Raw genomic sequence first — 15899 nt, forward strand, 5'->3', positions numbered from 1 at the left:
TGCTGTCGATCACGTCGCTTCCATCTCCGTTCGGCGTCGGCGATTTTGGGGCTGAAGCCAGAACCTTTGCCGACTTTCTGAGCCGCAGCCACCAAACGTATTGGCAGGTATTGCCCCTCAATCCGGTTGACGCAGTAGCGGGGTTTTCGCCGTATAGCACCTCCTCCAGCATGGCAGGGAGCCCGCTTTTGCTGAGCCCTTCCTTGTTGAAGCAGGCGGGACTGTTAACCGATGCTGACCTTCAGGCTGCTCAGTTGACCCTGACCAATCGAATTGATTACCAGGCAGCCAGATAAATAAAAGAAGCCTTGTTCGATAAGGCGTATAAGACCTTTGAACAGACCTGTCCAACGGCACTACGGCAGGAGTTTCAGCAATTTTGTGCCGAAGAGGCCTACTGGCTGGATGACTTCGCGCTGTATACGGTGCTGAAACAGCATCATGAAAATAAACCCTGGCATGACTGGCCGACGGCACTCAGACTTCGCGAAGCCAATGCGCTACAGACGTTCCGCGACCAACAAACCGATGCGCTGGCAAAGATCAACTGGCTTCAGTTTGTCTTTGACCGGCAGTGGAATGACCTGAAGATGTACTGCAACCGGTTAGGCGTTCGTCTGTTTGGCGATCTGCCCTTTTACGTCAGCTACGACTCCGTGGATGTATGGGCTCATCCCGAGTTATTCAGTGTTGATGATGGCAGGATGATTGGCGTAGCCGGTGTACCGCCCGATGAGTTTAGTGCCGATGGTCAACTGTGGGGAATGCCCGTTTACCGATGGGATGTTCATAAAAAGCAACACTACGCCTGGTGGATCGAGCGATTACGCAAGAATATGGAACGCTATGATCTGCTCCGGCTGGACCATTTCCGGGCCTTTGCCGACTACTGGGAAGTGCCCGCCGATGAAGTAACCGCTGTTCATGGAAGTTGGCAACCGGGGCCTGGTGCTGACCTGTTTACGGTGCTGCAAAACGAACTGGGTGACCTGCTTTTTGTGGCCGAAGATCTGGGTAAGATCGATCAGCCAGTCTACGAACTGCGGGATGCGTTTGGTTTACCGGGTATGGCGGTGCTTCAGTTTGCCTTTGGCGAAGACATGCCTAAGTCGGTCAATAATGTGCACAATCATAAGCCAAATATCATTGCCTACACGGGTACGCACGATAACAACACTACATTGGGCTGGTACCGGCAGGGTAGGCCGCAGATTCGTCAGTTGGAACGATACATTGGTGTGCCCGTAACGGAAGAGAATGTGCACCTGATTTTAATTCGGCTGGCGTATGCGTCAGTTGCTCAAACCGCCATCCTGCCCATTCAGGATGTATTGGGCTTAGACGAAACGGCCCGGCTGAACAACCCGGCGGCATCGGCTAACAACTGGACCTGGCGGCTACTGCCCGACCAGCTTACACCCGTTCTGGAAGAGCAACTTCGGGGGTGGGCGGAGGTGTACAACCGGTATTGAATCGGAATCCTATTGACTTTATCAGCCCGTTATCGGGTCAAAACAGGGCTATCACGTACCCCCCGAGCCGTTCAAGCTCAGTCTTCACCACTATACAACGGGCGGAAAAAGCGAGCGTTTCGGTGGCTTCTTCGTGCGACTTTTATTATTGGAATAACCATCAGTGTAAGAGCGGCCTTGCCTGGTCGGCTGGGAATCAACTGAGGTTGGTCAGTACGTACCGACCGCCATACAGATAGCTAAATCAATTCGAGTTGATGGTGTGATTGGGTGTTCGATAGGCCGTGTCTCCGAGATACGGCCTATCGAACACCCAATCACACCATTTCGTTAGCCATTACTCATCGTGGTACGGCATGCGAAAACCGCTTGGAGGTGCAACTTGAGCAGATTATACATCTATGCAGGGTCTGTATAAGTGGCGAGTTCATCTAAAACGGATAGCGCCTGTGCCACGTCGTTAAGTCGATAGTGCGCCTGGGTAGGCTTCGGACCTATCTTGACGGTGTAGGGCGTTATAGTCGCCAGAGCGGAGAACATATCTTCGTCAGTTTGATCGTCGCCCATGACCAGCACGAACGAGTAAGGTTGAGCAGTAGCCCATTGACGGGCAATTTTTCCCTTGTTTGTCTCCTGACTTTTGACTTCAATAACTTTTTGTCCATCCAGTAATCGTAGGTCACTGGGTAGTATATGTTCCAGCAGATCGACCAGTTCACGCGATCGCTTGAACCCCATCTGTTGGTTCGCTCCCCGGTAATGCCAGGCTAGCGATGCTTCTTTTTCTTCGATAAAGGACCCCTTGCAACGGCTGGCAAAATCGGTCAGCAGCGGGCGTATCGTTTCTTTCCAACGCTCGTCTGAGGCTTCATTCCGAATCCAGACGCCGTCCTGTTTGCTGGTGGCTCCGTGTTCGGCAACGAGGCTAATGGGTAGATGTCCAAGCCATTTTTCCAGAGTTTTCTCTGGTCGGCCACTGATTACCAAGACCTTGTTGTCAGGATTAGCGGCTAACTTGCTCAACCGATCGATCACGGCAGGTGTTGGGCTGGCCAGCTCCGGTTCGGTCGTGAACTCAACCAGCGTTCCGTCATAGTCCAGTACGATCAATCGAGACTTGGCCTGGGCATACTGGTCGAGCATTGTTTGTTTTGCATCGCCTTCCAGTAAAATCACCCGGCTCGCTTGCTCATCCTGCTGCGTCGTTAGCAACGCGTCGATGAAGTCAGTTGCCCACTGTTTAACATCATAACTGGCTACCCGTTCCTGCATCGTGATCATGCGTTGCCGTTGCTCGTCGGGTGACATTGCCAGGGCATACAGCAACTGATCGGCGACCTCATATTCATCGAGTGGATTGACCAGCAGGGCCTCCCCCAGTTCATTGGCTGCACCCGTCAGTTCACTCAGGATCAGAACGCCCTGCTGGTCCTGCCGGGAAGCGACGAACTCCTTGGCAACCAGATTCATCCCGTCGCGAACGGGCGTGATCAGGGCAATATCGCAGGCCGTGTAGAGAGCGACTAGCTGCGAAAACGTTACGTCTGAGTAACGATATACAATGGGCAGCCATGTCAATGTACCGAACAAACCATTTATCCGCCCCACGGCCTGTTCAATCATTTGCTTGCGCTCGCCGTAGGTTTGAATCTGGTCGCGGGAAGGAACCACAACCAGAATGAAGACCAGCTTCCCCAACCACTCCGAATGCTGCCGGAGAAGCGCTTCCAGTGCGTCCAGCCGCTGCATAACCCCTTTCGTATAATCCAGGCGGTCGACTGAGAAAATAAGTTTATCGGGATACGAACGCTTCAGATCAAGCCGCTCCTGCACCACCGCCTGATCCGCAGCGGCATCATGGAATAAATTGTAGTTGATGCCAATCGGAAAGGCTCCCGTCTGAACCTTCGTCTGCCCATTTTCTATGGTTCCCAGCCGATGGGCCAACCCCAGGCTCAATTGGGCCGATCGCAGGAAATGAACCCGGTAGTCGGTCGTATGAAAACCCACGAGATTAGCGCCTAACAATCCGTTCAACAGGTAATTGCGGCATTTTTCCGGCAACAAACGGAGAATTTCGTAGGAGGGAAAAGGTATGTGCAGGAAGAAACCGATGGTAGCCGATGGCTTGTTCTGCCGGATTAGCATTGGCAGAGGCAGGAAGTGATAATCATGCACCCAAATCAGATCGTCGGGTTGCAGAAGTTCAACGACTTTGTCGCAAACCGCCTGATTGGCTGCCTGGTAAGCGTTCAGGTCTTCGTCGTGATAATCGACGTACGAAGGGAAGTAATGAAAAAGCGGCCAGAGAACCGAATTCGAGAACCCATTATAGAATCCCTTATTCGTCGTTTTATCTAAAAAGACCGGCACGTACTCAAAATCGTCGTTGACCAGATGCTTGTACTTTTCCCAAACGCGCGGGGAGAAATCCGCGCATCCGACCCAGACGGGTTTCGGTGCCGAAGCCGGGAGGTCCAGCGATTTCACAGCCGTGACCAGTCCGCCCGCCGATTGTTTGACGGATGTGACCCGATTTTCGGTCTTGAACGAAAACGGCAGTCGATAGGAAATAATAAGTAAACGATTATCATTCATAAAATAGGAGTCAACAAAAAAGGTACATCAGCCGAGCCTGCCAGTTGTTGTACTGGTAAACGACCGCCTGATCATCCTGTAGAAAGGCCCCGGCCATCTATGATCGGGAAGCCACCAGCGTTAATCTAGTGGCAAAGGCCTCACTGCTCAAGAAACTAGCGATTGGTCGATCCATAAGGTTGGGCTATAAAACGTGCGGGTTGATAGCCCTTCGACGGCTGCCACAGTATAACCGCCGTTTTAGGGAAAGGATAGAAGAGACGGTTTAAAAATGAGGATTTGCATTCTTACGGGCAGATAAGCCTGCATACGACGATAATCGGGTGCCCAGCCTGTGAATCGACCAAGAGCCGGTCGATTGCCTCCGTTGGTCTATTGCCAGCTGTGAGTGGATGAACTAAGGCCGAATTAACCGAATCAAGATCGTTACGGATGAAAGCCGAATTGAGATGCGAGGGCGAACGGAATCAGTGACAACAAAAATGGCGCCTTCCCGGGAAGGCGCCATTTTTGTTGTCAGCTCGTTTAGCTGTAAGATGGCTTGTCAATATCGACTTTCCCATCAGCATTCCGGTTCGGATGCGTTGTCGGTGTGTCATCATCCTCATCGGCGTCCGATGGTGTTGGGTCAATACCACTCAAGGGTGTATCGTCGGGTGAATCATTGCCGGGCAGGGTCGTTGCCTTGTCGGAGCGGTCACCCAGCCCTGCGGGCGAAATAGCCTGTTTAGCCCGTAGGATATCGTCTTTGTCTTCGTTTTCCATGTTAACTTGGGTTTAAAGATACGCGTTGAGTTGCCTTTACTTAACAACCGTCCAGAATGAAAGTTTGGTCATCGGTCGGGTAAGTGTACGCATTGATCATTTTTCGGGGCGCGACAAAATTCAACTGCTGCGTAATATCGATCTGGCCAGTAGCCACCAGATCGCGCGACTGAATCACATCAATAGGGGCCACAGTCTGCGTGCTGGATCGGGCCTGCGTGGAACGGGAACCAATGACGACTACTTCGTTGAGACTGGCCAAACTTTCAACCAGTCGTATATCCAGCGTAATCGGGCTTCCAGTGGTCACCTGCACTGGCTGATTCTGTGTCGTGTAGCCAACAAAGCTGATGCGAAGGGTGTAGCTTCCCGGCTCGATCGATAGACTATACTGACCATTGGCATCCGTGACGGTGCCCGTGTTAGGACCCTGCACCAGAATCGATACGCCCGGCAGATCGGACCCGGTGGTAGCATCGGTGACGTGGCCCCGTATGCTTTGGGCTACTGTTGCGGATGACGTAAGAAAACCGATAAAACTATATAGTATCAGTAAACATAACCTGTAGTGGTTGTTCATAGGGAATTGATAGTCAGATATGTATAAGGTTATGCTGAGTCGCAGGTAACCGTTAATTACCTGGAAGAGTCTCCAGGGTCTCCTGAAAACTTATGGGGTAGCAACTGGGCGGAACGTGATGTGGATTAATGAGGAAATGGTTCTGAGTCAATCAGAGAGGAACGTGTGGAATGACGATTTTTTGCAATTACTCCAGCAAACCAGTCTGAACAGGCTACGACAGATGGCTGAAGTTAGCTGCTTAATGGTGATAGGATAGTGGCTCGAAAGGCGTTGCTCAATAAACAGAAAGCGTTTGGGAGTTGCTACGGGCACCGCTGGTGATAAGCCTACCATTGGGTCGGTTTTGGCCTATAGGTGCGCTTGGCCAAGAGCGTATTCATCCATGTGGCGCTAATGTTGGCAGGGAAATGGTGCGGCTTCAGTAGAGCTACGTTTGCTCGATTAGAGGCTGTATCGCTCGCAATTACCTTATCAATGCGGACCATCGTGCTGGTCGTTGCGAGTCATATCGTGGACTATTGCTCGACCGGCCTTGCTTTCAGCCGCTCATCAAGCCGCCGAACCGCTCCGGTAGTTTGTAATGCATAGTACCAGCTATAGCCTATACCTTTGATTCATCAATCGGGAACAACCCGACTCGACTTTACATCAGAAATCAAAATAGATAAAGACCATGAAAACGCTTATCAACTCCCTGCTCGTTGCGTTCACCGTTAGTCTGGTTACTGTGTCCGCTTCATTGGCCGAAGTTAATCCAGGTAGTCGCTCTACGGCTGTTGCTACGTACAAAACTGGTATTTACGTCACAGCAGAGGGTAAACTGAATGTTGCTCTTGATAAAGAAACGAATGGTATTGTTGACATCAAGCTGAAGAATGATGCTGGCAAGGTCTTGTTTGTCCAGCACATGGGCAAGAAAGAAAAAGTAGCACGAATCAGTTTGAACATAAGTGAATTGCCCGACGGCGCCTACCAATTAGAAATGTCAAACGGGGTGGAAACCACAACGCAAACGATAACACTGGCTACGCAACAGCATACTGTTCCCAACCGTCTTGTTGCTATAAACTAACTCAAGCACTGACGGTCACTCACTCGAAAATGAGCTGAGTTCAGCGCCACTCAAAGTAGCGGAGTCTCCAAGTGGGCTCCGCTACTTTTTTTATAAGCGATCCTCACGTCAAGGTGAACAATGGGACGTAAAAAGATGCCTCTTCGTAGATGGTCTAGCTTTGATTAGTTGGTTACGATTCTATTCATTTTAGAATGAAGGAAATGGTCGTAAATCATTGATTTTAGGCTGATAAAGGTAGTTTTTGGGGCACAAATAGTCTCCTTTTTATGTTCTCTTGGTAAGAACGTAAACAACTACTTTTAAGCCTGTATGGAGTCAATTAAGGTGCATCAATTAGCCCCCGTTTTGTTAGATACCAAGACTTCCCGCGCTGCTCGTCGCAAAGTAAACGGACCAGCCACGGCGGCCTTGCTGATCAAAATGGCGACCGAGATTTTGACCGTATCGCCAACGCTTCGTCATCAGGCCAACATCACGCTCTCAGATTTGGCAGCCGCCGAAAAAGTGCGGAAAGAGCTGAGTAAGAAATAAGTGCAGAAACAATAAGCCCGGATGCGAGTCCGGGCTTATTGTTTCTGTATGTTTCGCCCTTGGTCCATAGGCAAGGTCGTCCGTTCCCTCATTTATCAGATCGATGTTAGCGGCCTTCGGTCTATTTCTGTTAAGACTTCAAAATGCGATAGCATATACTTAGACTTTAAAAAGAAGTCACTTTTTTAAAAAAATCAATTATTAATGTGACCTATGGTACTTTTAACTGTCTAAAATTATATTTAACTATCGCTATAAAGACCTTTTTGTGGAAACAGGTAAACGTAATAGAGCAGCCACTACCCAACGAATTGTAGAGGCATTGGAAGATGTGTTGAGCGAATGGGGCCTTGACGGCGTAGGCGTCAATGCCGTGGCTGAACGGGCGGGTGTTAGTAAGGTACTTATCTATCGCTATTTTGGCGGTATTGAAGGACTGCTGGAATACTACGTCAAAATGGGACGGTTATTTCCTGCCTATACACCAGCTGTGCTGGCTCAAATTCAGCCCGTTAATCAGGCCGATTTAGCTCCCGTCTGGTCTAGTCAGGTCATTCAGCTTTTTCGTCAGCTTCGGGCATCGCGGGCAAGCCGCGAGATTCTGAAGGCTACTGTCAAGGAAAATGATTCTCTGGCGCACGGGGTTAGTCTGGCGCAGGACACGGAGCTAACGCGACTGGTCGAGCAGCTTAGCTTTGTTAAAGGGGGCGATTATCAGGCAATGTCGGCAGTGCTGATCGGAGCTTTATCGTATCTGACCATACTTGCCCAGAATGACCGGTCGATGATTGGCCTCGATCTTCGTAAAGAAGAAAATTGGTTGCGTATCGAAGATGCTATTAAAGTGATTTACAAAGCGTTGGGTCGTTCAGCCATTGATTCGCCTACCGTTCAGGTAGCTACCAAACCGGTTAGCCTGGCCGTAAATACCTGGTAGTTTGATTCACCTACTATTGACCCTTTAGGAACGTACGATACACAACAGCCACTCTCTGGTAGGGTGGCTGTTTATCATGGTGGTCAGACGGGTAAGTAAACGCTGAAGGTCGCACCCCGGCCGGGACTACTACTCGCCGTTATAGCACCACCATGATTGGCGGCTACCTTCTCGCAGATCGCCAGGCCGATGCCTGTGCCCTCGAACTCCCGTTTGCTATGCAACCGCTGAAAAACCTCGAAAATGCGGTCGAGGTACTTCTCATCGAAACCAACTCCGTTGTCAATAATGTCGATCTTATAATAAGTCATCACGGCTCTGGCTGGAGTCACGAAGGCGGGGAGATTTTTGTGGAGTACTTTGTCGGCTCTCAACTCAATCAGGGGTAGAACCTCCGGACGGCGAAACTTGAGCGAATTGCTAAGCAGGTTCTGGAAGAGCTGCTCCAGTTGCGAAGAATCCCCCTGCACCGTTGGTAACGGATCAATGTTGACCGTGGCGCCCGTTTCCTGAATCCGTAGCTCCAGACTTGTTAACACCCGATCCATCACCTCGACCAAGGATGTAGGATTTACCCGATCCCGCCGGGTCGAAATGCGCGAGTAGGTCAGTAAATCCCGAATCAACGTCGACATGCGGCTAGCCGCTGACTGCATTCGATCTAGGTAAACAACACCGTCGCCCAACTGATCTCCATACCGCTCTTTCAGGAGATCCCCGAAGGACTGTACTTTGCGTAGGGGCTCCTGTAGGTCATGCGACGCTACGTAGGCAAATTTCTCCAGGTTATCGTTCGAGCGCGACAGAAAGTAGTTGGTTTCGTTCAGTTCCTCGTTGGTTGCTAACGACTCCTTATTGCTGGCTGCCAGTTCTTCGTTACTGGTCGTTAACTTCTCGTTGATTGTCGCCAGCTCTTCGGTGCGCTGCTGTACCTCCTGCTCCAACGCCAGCTGAATTTGTTTCTGTTCTGTGATGTCTCGCATCGTGCCGACCATTTTAAGGGGCTGGCCACTGGTATCAAAATACATCTGGGCCTGAACCCGAACGATACGCGAACGACCTGTCTGCTCTGTAACGATCGTGTATTCTTCGTCCAGCAAACCTCCCCATTCAGGATTGGCTGCTCTGGCTAACGCCCGCTCAATTCGTGTTCGGTCCCGCTCATGAATGGGGTTATAAACACGCTTCATATCGATCGAATCCTGGGTGAACTCAAACAAGCCCTGGAGCCGCTTCGAATACGTAATCAGACCGGTAGGCATATCCAGTTCCCAGGTACCTATATCGGCGAGTTCCATAGCACCCCGCAGGTATTCTTCGGCCTCCTGTAGCTTCTGGCGGGCCAGTACCGCTTCTGTTACATCAACTGCCATGCTCAAAACACCATACGTTTCCCCCTGCTCGTTGCGCATCGGTTTGTAGGTGAAATCGAAATAATGAGTTGTTGTAACACCATCTTTGACCAACTGGCCGGGCAGACTAGTAGCCTGATAGCTGTCGCCCGATGCAAGCACATTGTCCAGCAGGCCCAGGTATGCTTGATTAGCTATCTCAGGGACCACTTCCGCGGCTGGGTGGCCCAGTATGGCCGGTCCTTTTCCCAACATGTTAATCATGCTCTGATTCGCTAACGTAATTACGTGGTTAGGACCAGTCAGCAGCATCGTTGCGACGGGGGCTTGTTCAATCAGGGATCGGAACTGGGCTTCGTTTGCCAGCCGTTCCTGCTTGTCCGCTAGCTCCAGCCGTTGGTCCCGCATGATCCCCGCAATGCCGTAGGGCGTTCCGCTGATGGTGTCCAGTAGTAAATATACCTCACAGAAAACCGGAATGCGCTGCTTGGTTTTAGGCTGCATCAACACCACTGCGCCCGACCACTTCCCCTTTCTAATACTGGGCAGGATCTCGGTAGTGGCCCGATCCATTTCTTCAGAGGGAATAAAATCGGTCAGAAGACAGGTCGTGACCTGATCCGGTGTTAACCCGAACAAGCTCAGACCATGCCCATTAATAAATTGCAGGCGACCTTCCAGATCCGTGATTGCTATAAGTTGAGGGGCCTGTTCCACCAGCGAAGCAAATGGCTCCTGACGCTGGTGGCCTGCCAGTTCCTGACTAGCAGCCTGAACTACCCCCGAGAATCGGGTAACCTGCCCCGCTTCGCTGACATAACGTCGACCCATTGACCGGACCCAGCGTAGTTGACCATCATCACCGATCGTACGGTAAGTAGCCGCGTAACGACCGTCAGATATCGGATTCAGTGCCCATTGAACAGCCTGATTCACCCGGTTTACATCGTCGGGATGGACGTAGCTCAATGTCTGCTCATAGAAAAACGGATTGCCCTTGTCGATGCCGATTAGTTTTCGGCACTGATCGTCCCACTTAACTCGTTTCGTCATTGGGTCGAGTTCCCAAACGCCCAGTCCGGCTGCCAGTAACGCAAAGCTGAGATCAGGTTGCTCGGTAAGCTCTTTCTGATCTGATGGCCGTTGATCGCCCTCCATCTATACTTTTTCAATTAGTTGGGAAAGATAAGATTTGGGACCTGATTCATAAAATCAAATAGGGGCAGGGATTCTATCAGAACTGTATACGGAGCCGTAGGGAAGCTCTGGAGAATGTAAGTTGTTCAGCGTGAGGCTATCGCGATTCTGTGTTAACAATAGAATATAAAAGTCACTATTAATTAATAGGTGTGTCGGCGGAGTGAGGGCTCGGGGAGCGTATGTAATGTGACTTTTTGGCCGGATGAAGTCTTAAAAATAGCGTTCCTTATCGTATACGGGGATACCGACAATACCTTGGGTAGCGCGACTAGTATTGATGTAGAATAAGACAAGGAAGCCGCTTGGCGATTCGGTTGTCTCCAAAAAAGAATAAATGCTTTTACTCGTGAATCCGTCTTTATGGCAACTTGGTAGTTGTCTTGTTTCAGTGGCCGTTGCTCAGTACGTCTTTAGCCATTGGGTAATTAACCTTGGGCTAATCTATACCCAGTTGAAACGAATAGTTGCTCTGCCTACACTTACGCATCGAGAGAGTACTTGGCCAGGTGAAGCCGATTGGCTGTCTGATGATGAGGATGCCCCCAAACCAACCGCTGTAATTGAATCAACAACAAAGCGAGTGTCCCGTTCTGTACCTGCTACGGTAGAGTGCTTGAGTCCCGTTGCCCCGGTGCTGACGAATTGACGCCAGCTGACCTCAGCTTCTGTTAAGCCGCTTTGATCAATCAGGATTTATAAACGGTGAACAAGGCTGTTGGCCGGCGTAGACCATTGCCCGGAATAGCTTACCTTTGGTTTACTCTGTCGCTATCAAAAACAGCCGCAGAATGCACCATTTGATCATGAACAAGAACACGACCAGGCTTATACTCGCGTTGTTTGCGACCCTGCTACTTGTTTTTTCGAACCCCAGCGAGAGCGATCACAAATCAGCGGTGAAGGCTAAGGCCAATTCTCTGATGCAGAACCAGGTAAAGAAAGCCACGGGTGATCAGGAAGGCGAAAGTGCTGGGCTAGGCGGCAGTTTGAGCAAGCTGATCGGAGGCTTTTTCGTCGATAAACTGATCGATGCGAGCGTAACCCGTACCAACTTTCTGCTCTTTTCGTTGACTGATTTCTCGTACGAAGGTAAATCGAACGTAATTGGGTTCGGCGTTCTGGGTAACGTATTCATCACCTCGAAACTGGACGATCAGCTGGTTCGGTAATCGCTCATCTCCTGGTTAGTGAAATCCCTTCAGGTTGGTGAGTGCCCCCGGGACTTCTCCAGGATGAGCCTAAGAAAATCGAGTAAGCGTTTCGTTATCAATGAGATAACGCTCGTTGTTGGTTGTCGCAATCTCCCCCTCTAGTATGTCGGCACTGGGCCGGAGCTTGGCGAAACTGTCCTCTCCCAAAACCGCCCCCGTAATGGTAACGATCGTGTTTGGGTTGACGGAAGGAATCTTGTATTCATACGCATCCAGATCGGGAGCCATCTGAAAATCATAGCTTACGGCTAACCCTGTGATTGGGCAGGTATCAAATTGATCAATACGGTCATTCCCTCCGTTGTAGATTCCCATGGTCGTTGTTGGTTTGGCTTACTACAAACCGTTGAGTGAACTATATAGTTTTTGGGATTCTGGTTTTGCCCGACCATTCACCGTCATTGAATCGGATTATTCGGCGTGCTGTGTGATCTCGCCCGAAGGCCATATGCCTATCGGGCGCGGCAGTCTTAAAACAGATTGGGGTAGCCTACTGTTGTCTATGTTTTACCTCTACGTCGTCTATGGAATCAAAACAGCCTAATGCCAGCTTTTCGGCCAGCCGCCCAGAAGATGCTCACGTTGCCGAGCCCGTCAATGAACTACCAAGGTCCGTTCTTCGCCCAAACACGTATTTGTTGCTCGATGGCGAGTGGCGGTTTGCCATTGACACGGAGGATGTAGGATTGCAGCAACGCTGGTATGTAGGATACCCCTTCGATGGAAAAGCGCACTGGCCAGGTTCCATTGAAGCGCACATGGCCGAGGCAAAGGGTCAGGCCACACCAGCGCGTTGGCAGGATAAAGTTGTTGCCTGGTATGAACGGGAATTTGAGTTGCCGCAACGCATCGAACCCCTTTCCCACTCCATCATCCAGCTTACGTTTGGAGCCTGTGGCTACGAAACCCGAGTCTGGCTAAACGGTCATCCATTACGGACCATTGAGGATGAGGAAGTTCACTACGGCGAATACACCTCTTTTTCCTACGAATTGCCCGAGGAGTGTTTACGGTCTCATAACCGGCTTACGGTTCGCATTGCCGACACGATGGACGCGGAGATTCCACGGGGTAAGCAGGAATCACACGTCTACAAACGGGGCGGCATCTGGTATCAGACGTATTCGGGCGCTGTCCGCAGCGTTTGGCTGGAAACCGTGGAACGCAACCGGCTACGTTCCCGCCTTGAGGTGGTCAGTGTCGTTGAAGATCGGCTTGTTCGGTTTAGTGTGACGACTCGAATCCATGATCCCGGCGATTATATACTACGGCTGAAGGCTTATGAATTGCAGGGGAGCGAGCCCATTGCCACCTCCGATTACCCATTGCGGTTAGAGGCTGGGCAAAAACAACAGCGGGTCGTACTCGACATGGAGGGAGCCGCACTGTGGTCGCCCGAATCGCCGACGCGCTACAAACTTATTGCTCAACTCATCGACTCGACGGGATATCCCGCTCAGATCGAAACGCGGTTTGGGATACGGAAGATCGAAGCGCGTGGCCGCTACATTTATCTCAACAATTCGCCGGTTTATCTGGATGGTATTCTGTATCAGCCCGGTACTGCCACGTACGAAGAGATGCAGCGGCACATGCTGGCGATGAAAGAACTGGGGTGTAATCTGGTGCGGGTACACATTGCCGGCGTCGATCCCCGAATCTACAACCTGGCCGACAAGTTGGGTCTTCTGGTTTGGGTGGAGGTGCCCAGTCCGCACAGTTCAACGGCCCGGAGTCGTCAAAATCACAAAGCCGAGTTGCTGCGTATGGTGGCGCTGATCAGCACGCACCCATCGGTGGTTATCTGGAGTCTCTATAATGAAGATTGGGGTGCTCAGGATATCGCGACGAATCCTGAAACACGGCAGTACATCATGGATATGTACCACTATATGCAGCTGACTTATCCGCAGTATTTGGTCGTCGACAACGACGGATGGCAGCATATTTCCTGGGAGGGACGTCTCAAATCGGACTTGCTGACGGCTCATCTATACACGCCGGATCTAGCGCGGTGGCAGGAACTGCTTGACCAATTGGTGGCGGGGGAGCTAATGCATGTGGCGGCTTTTCCACTCGTGGTGGGCGATCCGTTTTTTTATCGTCGTCAGGTGCCGCTGGTGATTAGTGAATGGGGAGGTTTTGGTTTTGCCAACTACGGCGGTCCCAATGATTCGGGAGATCGGGCCGAACGCATTCGACTTTTCAAACAGGCGCTCAGAAAGCATGATATCGCGGGTGATTTATACACACAGGCGACCAACATTGAAGATGAGCAGAATGGCCTGATCGATCCGCAAACGGGCGAACTGAGCGTACCGGCAGGGCTCCTCAATTCACGTTCAGAACATCCACTTCCAACGCCACTAACGTCGTAGTGAACGGCTTTTGCCTATATTGTCGGTTAAAAACCGCAGTTGACTACTTTGTTGATCCGGTCCGGCTGTTTGTCCGGTATCGTCAGGCTTTTAGTATTTCGATTCGAGTACTGTACATAGCGAATAGGTAAGTCAAGGCAGGTCCGATTGGATCTGCCTTTTTTATTGGAATCGCTTCAGGTTTTATTGTTAATGAGTACTACCAAATAGTAAATAAGTAAGCCTTCTGTACATTCCATGCGTCCATCTTTTTCGATAAACCTACCTTTATGTTGACTTACCTGACTTCTGATTTTATACACATGATGCATTTCTCTACGTCTTTCACGAGTTGTACTGTTCGGCTTTTACTCTTTTTAATCAGCGTGCCAATCCTTTCTGTAGCTCAGAATAGTTATGTGGCTAATTCCCCAAACTCCTCTTCCTACGGCTCCTTCAATGCGATCGTTGGCCCTTTTTCGGGTAACCCCGATATGACAGGTGTAGCCAATGTGTTTGTCGGTACGTCTATCGGCAACTCCAATACAACTGGTGCTTATAATGTATTTGTCGGTGGAGCAGGTGCAGCCTTGTCAAATACGACTGGTAGCTATAATGTGTTTACTGGAGCCAGCGCAGGTTACAAAAATACGTCAGGAGAAAACAATGCTTTTGTCGGTTATCAGGCAGGCTACAACAATTCGACAGGTTATAGTAATACATTTATAGGCAGTCAGGCGGGGCATGAAAACTCAGGTGGCTACAGTAACGTTTTTGTGGGCCTAACGGCTGGATATCGTAACACGGGCGGTTTTAGCAATGTGTTTGTCGGCTTTAATTCGGGCTTTGCGAATACAAATGGGACAAGAAATACGTTTTTAGGTACTCAGACTGGTGCTAGCAATGTATCTGGTAGTGGGAACGTCTTCCTCGGGGGCTTTACGGGGTATTCCAATTCTACTGGGTCTTTTAATACACATACTGGCTATCAGGCTGGTTACAACAATAGCACGGGTAGTCAGAACACTTTTTTTGGTGCTCTGGCAGGTTATAATACCACCCTCGGCACCAGCAATATCTTTCTAGGTTATCAAGCTGGTTTAGGTAACAGTACCAGTAGTAATAATGTTATTATTGGCCCCAACTCAGGGACGGCCACCACGGGTAGTAATAATGTACTGTTGGGATCCAATACACAATCCACCAGTGACAATATACAAAATGCAGCCGCTATTGGCGTAAATGCAAGTGTTGGAATAAGCAATGCTATTGTGCTAGGCGACTATACCAATGCAAGCATCGCTGTCGGCATTGGCACCAATGCTCCGCAATTTCCTCTTGATGTACGGGGTATTATCAACCTGCGGAACAACGGTACTATCAAGTTCAGTCATCTCAGCAATTCCCTGCGTAATGGCACAACCGACCAGTTTTTAACAGTGAATGAGCAAGGTGAAACTGTACTGGCCAAGCATCGTTTGCGTATTGATAACGCCAGTGAATGGAGTGATAAGGTCTTCGAGACGGGCTATCAGTTGAAACCACTTACTGAAGTGGGTGAGTATATCCAACTGCATCAACACCTGCCCGGAGTGCCCTCGGCAGTGGAAGTTGTAGAGAAGGGTATCGATGCGGCCAAGATGGATGCTAAACTGCTGGAGAAGATCGAAGAACTGACGCTGTATACCATTCAGCAGCAAAAAGAGATTGACGAGCTTAAAACGCTTGTGAAGCAGCTTATAGAAAAGAAGTAATGGGCGCCGTGTTGCGCACCTACACTATGTAGACGGTTTTCTGGAAAACACAGAAGCCCAGGCT

General features: G+C 50.2%; 11 protein-coding genes and 1 pseudogene. 7 read left to right on the forward strand and 5 right to left on the reverse strand.

Annotated elements, in window-relative coordinates:
* Window positions 1–8 precede the first annotated feature (8 nt).
* Window positions 9–1472: pseudogene (malQ, locus tag GK091_RS30005) on the forward strand (4-alpha-glucanotransferase).
* A gap of 399 nt (window positions 1473–1871) precedes the next feature.
* Here the strand turns inward: malQ and GK091_RS01285 are convergent.
* The 3 genes from GK091_RS01285 to GK091_RS01295 form a co-directional block, all read right to left on the reverse strand.
* A complete protein-coding gene (locus GK091_RS01285; protein ID WP_164034825.1) occupies window positions 1872–4070 on the reverse strand; it encodes a bifunctional alpha,alpha-trehalose-phosphate synthase (UDP-forming)/trehalose-phosphatase in 2199 nt (732 codons plus the stop codon).
* Window positions 4071–4595: 525 nt separating this feature from the next.
* Window positions 4596–4835, reverse strand: a complete 240-nt coding sequence (locus GK091_RS01290) for a hypothetical protein (RefSeq protein WP_164034826.1) — start codon at window positions 4833–4835, stop codon at window positions 4596–4598.
* 40 nt (window positions 4836–4875) lie between these two features.
* Window positions 4876–5415, reverse strand: coding sequence for a carboxypeptidase-like regulatory domain-containing protein (locus GK091_RS01295; protein ID WP_164034827.1), 540 nt, complete (start codon window positions 5413–5415; stop codon window positions 4876–4878).
* A 676-nt stretch (window positions 5416–6091) separates the two neighbouring features.
* On the opposite strand from GK091_RS01295, the gene GK091_RS01300 reads away from it, so the two are divergent.
* The 3 genes from GK091_RS01300 (at window position 6092) to GK091_RS01310 (ending at window position 7961) form a co-directional block, all read left to right on the forward strand.
* Window positions 6092–6490, forward strand: coding sequence for a hypothetical protein (locus tag GK091_RS01300; RefSeq protein WP_164034828.1), 399 nt, complete (start codon window positions 6092–6094; stop codon window positions 6488–6490).
* 312 nt (window positions 6491–6802) lie between these two features.
* Window positions 6803–7024, forward strand: coding sequence for a hypothetical protein (locus GK091_RS01305; RefSeq protein WP_164034829.1), 222 nt, complete (start codon window positions 6803–6805; stop codon window positions 7022–7024).
* 268 nt (window positions 7025–7292) lie between these two features.
* Window positions 7293–7961, forward strand: coding sequence for a TetR/AcrR family transcriptional regulator (locus tag GK091_RS01310; protein WP_164034830.1), 669 nt, complete (start codon window positions 7293–7295; stop codon window positions 7959–7961).
* Window positions 7962–8044: 83 nt separating this feature from the next.
* Here GK091_RS01310 and GK091_RS01315 read toward each other — a convergent pair whose 3' ends face one another.
* The gene (locus GK091_RS01315; RefSeq protein ID WP_164034831.1) at window positions 8045–10471 is read right to left on the reverse strand and encodes a PAS domain-containing sensor histidine kinase; all 2427 of its coding nucleotides are present in this window, start codon (window positions 10469–10471) and stop codon (window positions 8045–8047) included.
* Window positions 10472–11316: 845 nt separating this feature from the next.
* Here GK091_RS01315 and GK091_RS01320 point away from each other — a divergent pair.
* Entirely contained in the window at window positions 11317–11682 is a 366-nt protein-coding gene (locus GK091_RS01320; RefSeq protein WP_164034832.1) for a DUF4359 domain-containing protein, read from the forward strand.
* A gap of 69 nt (window positions 11683–11751) precedes the next feature.
* Here the strand turns inward: GK091_RS01320 and GK091_RS01325 are convergent, their stop codons facing one another.
* Window positions 11752–12039: a hypothetical protein gene (locus GK091_RS01325; RefSeq protein ID WP_164034833.1), complete on the reverse strand. Its 288-nt coding sequence runs from the start codon at window positions 12037–12039 to the stop codon at window positions 11752–11754.
* Between the two features lie 209 nt (window positions 12040–12248).
* On the opposite strand from GK091_RS01325, the gene GK091_RS01330 reads away from it, so the two are divergent.
* Entirely contained in the window at window positions 12249–14102 is a 1854-nt protein-coding gene (locus tag GK091_RS01330; RefSeq protein ID WP_164034834.1) for a glycoside hydrolase family 2 protein, read from the forward strand.
* 269 nt (window positions 14103–14371) lie between these two features.
* Window positions 14372–15835: a hypothetical protein gene (locus GK091_RS01335; RefSeq protein ID WP_246202111.1), complete on the forward strand. Its 1464-nt coding sequence runs from the start codon at window positions 14372–14374 to the stop codon at window positions 15833–15835.
* The last annotated feature ends 64 nt before the right edge of the window (window positions 15836–15899 follow it).

Origin of the sequence: Spirosoma agri (assembly GCF_010747415.1) — a bacterium.
Classification (GTDB): domain Bacteria; phylum Bacteroidota; class Bacteroidia; order Cytophagales; family Spirosomataceae; genus Spirosoma; species Spirosoma agri.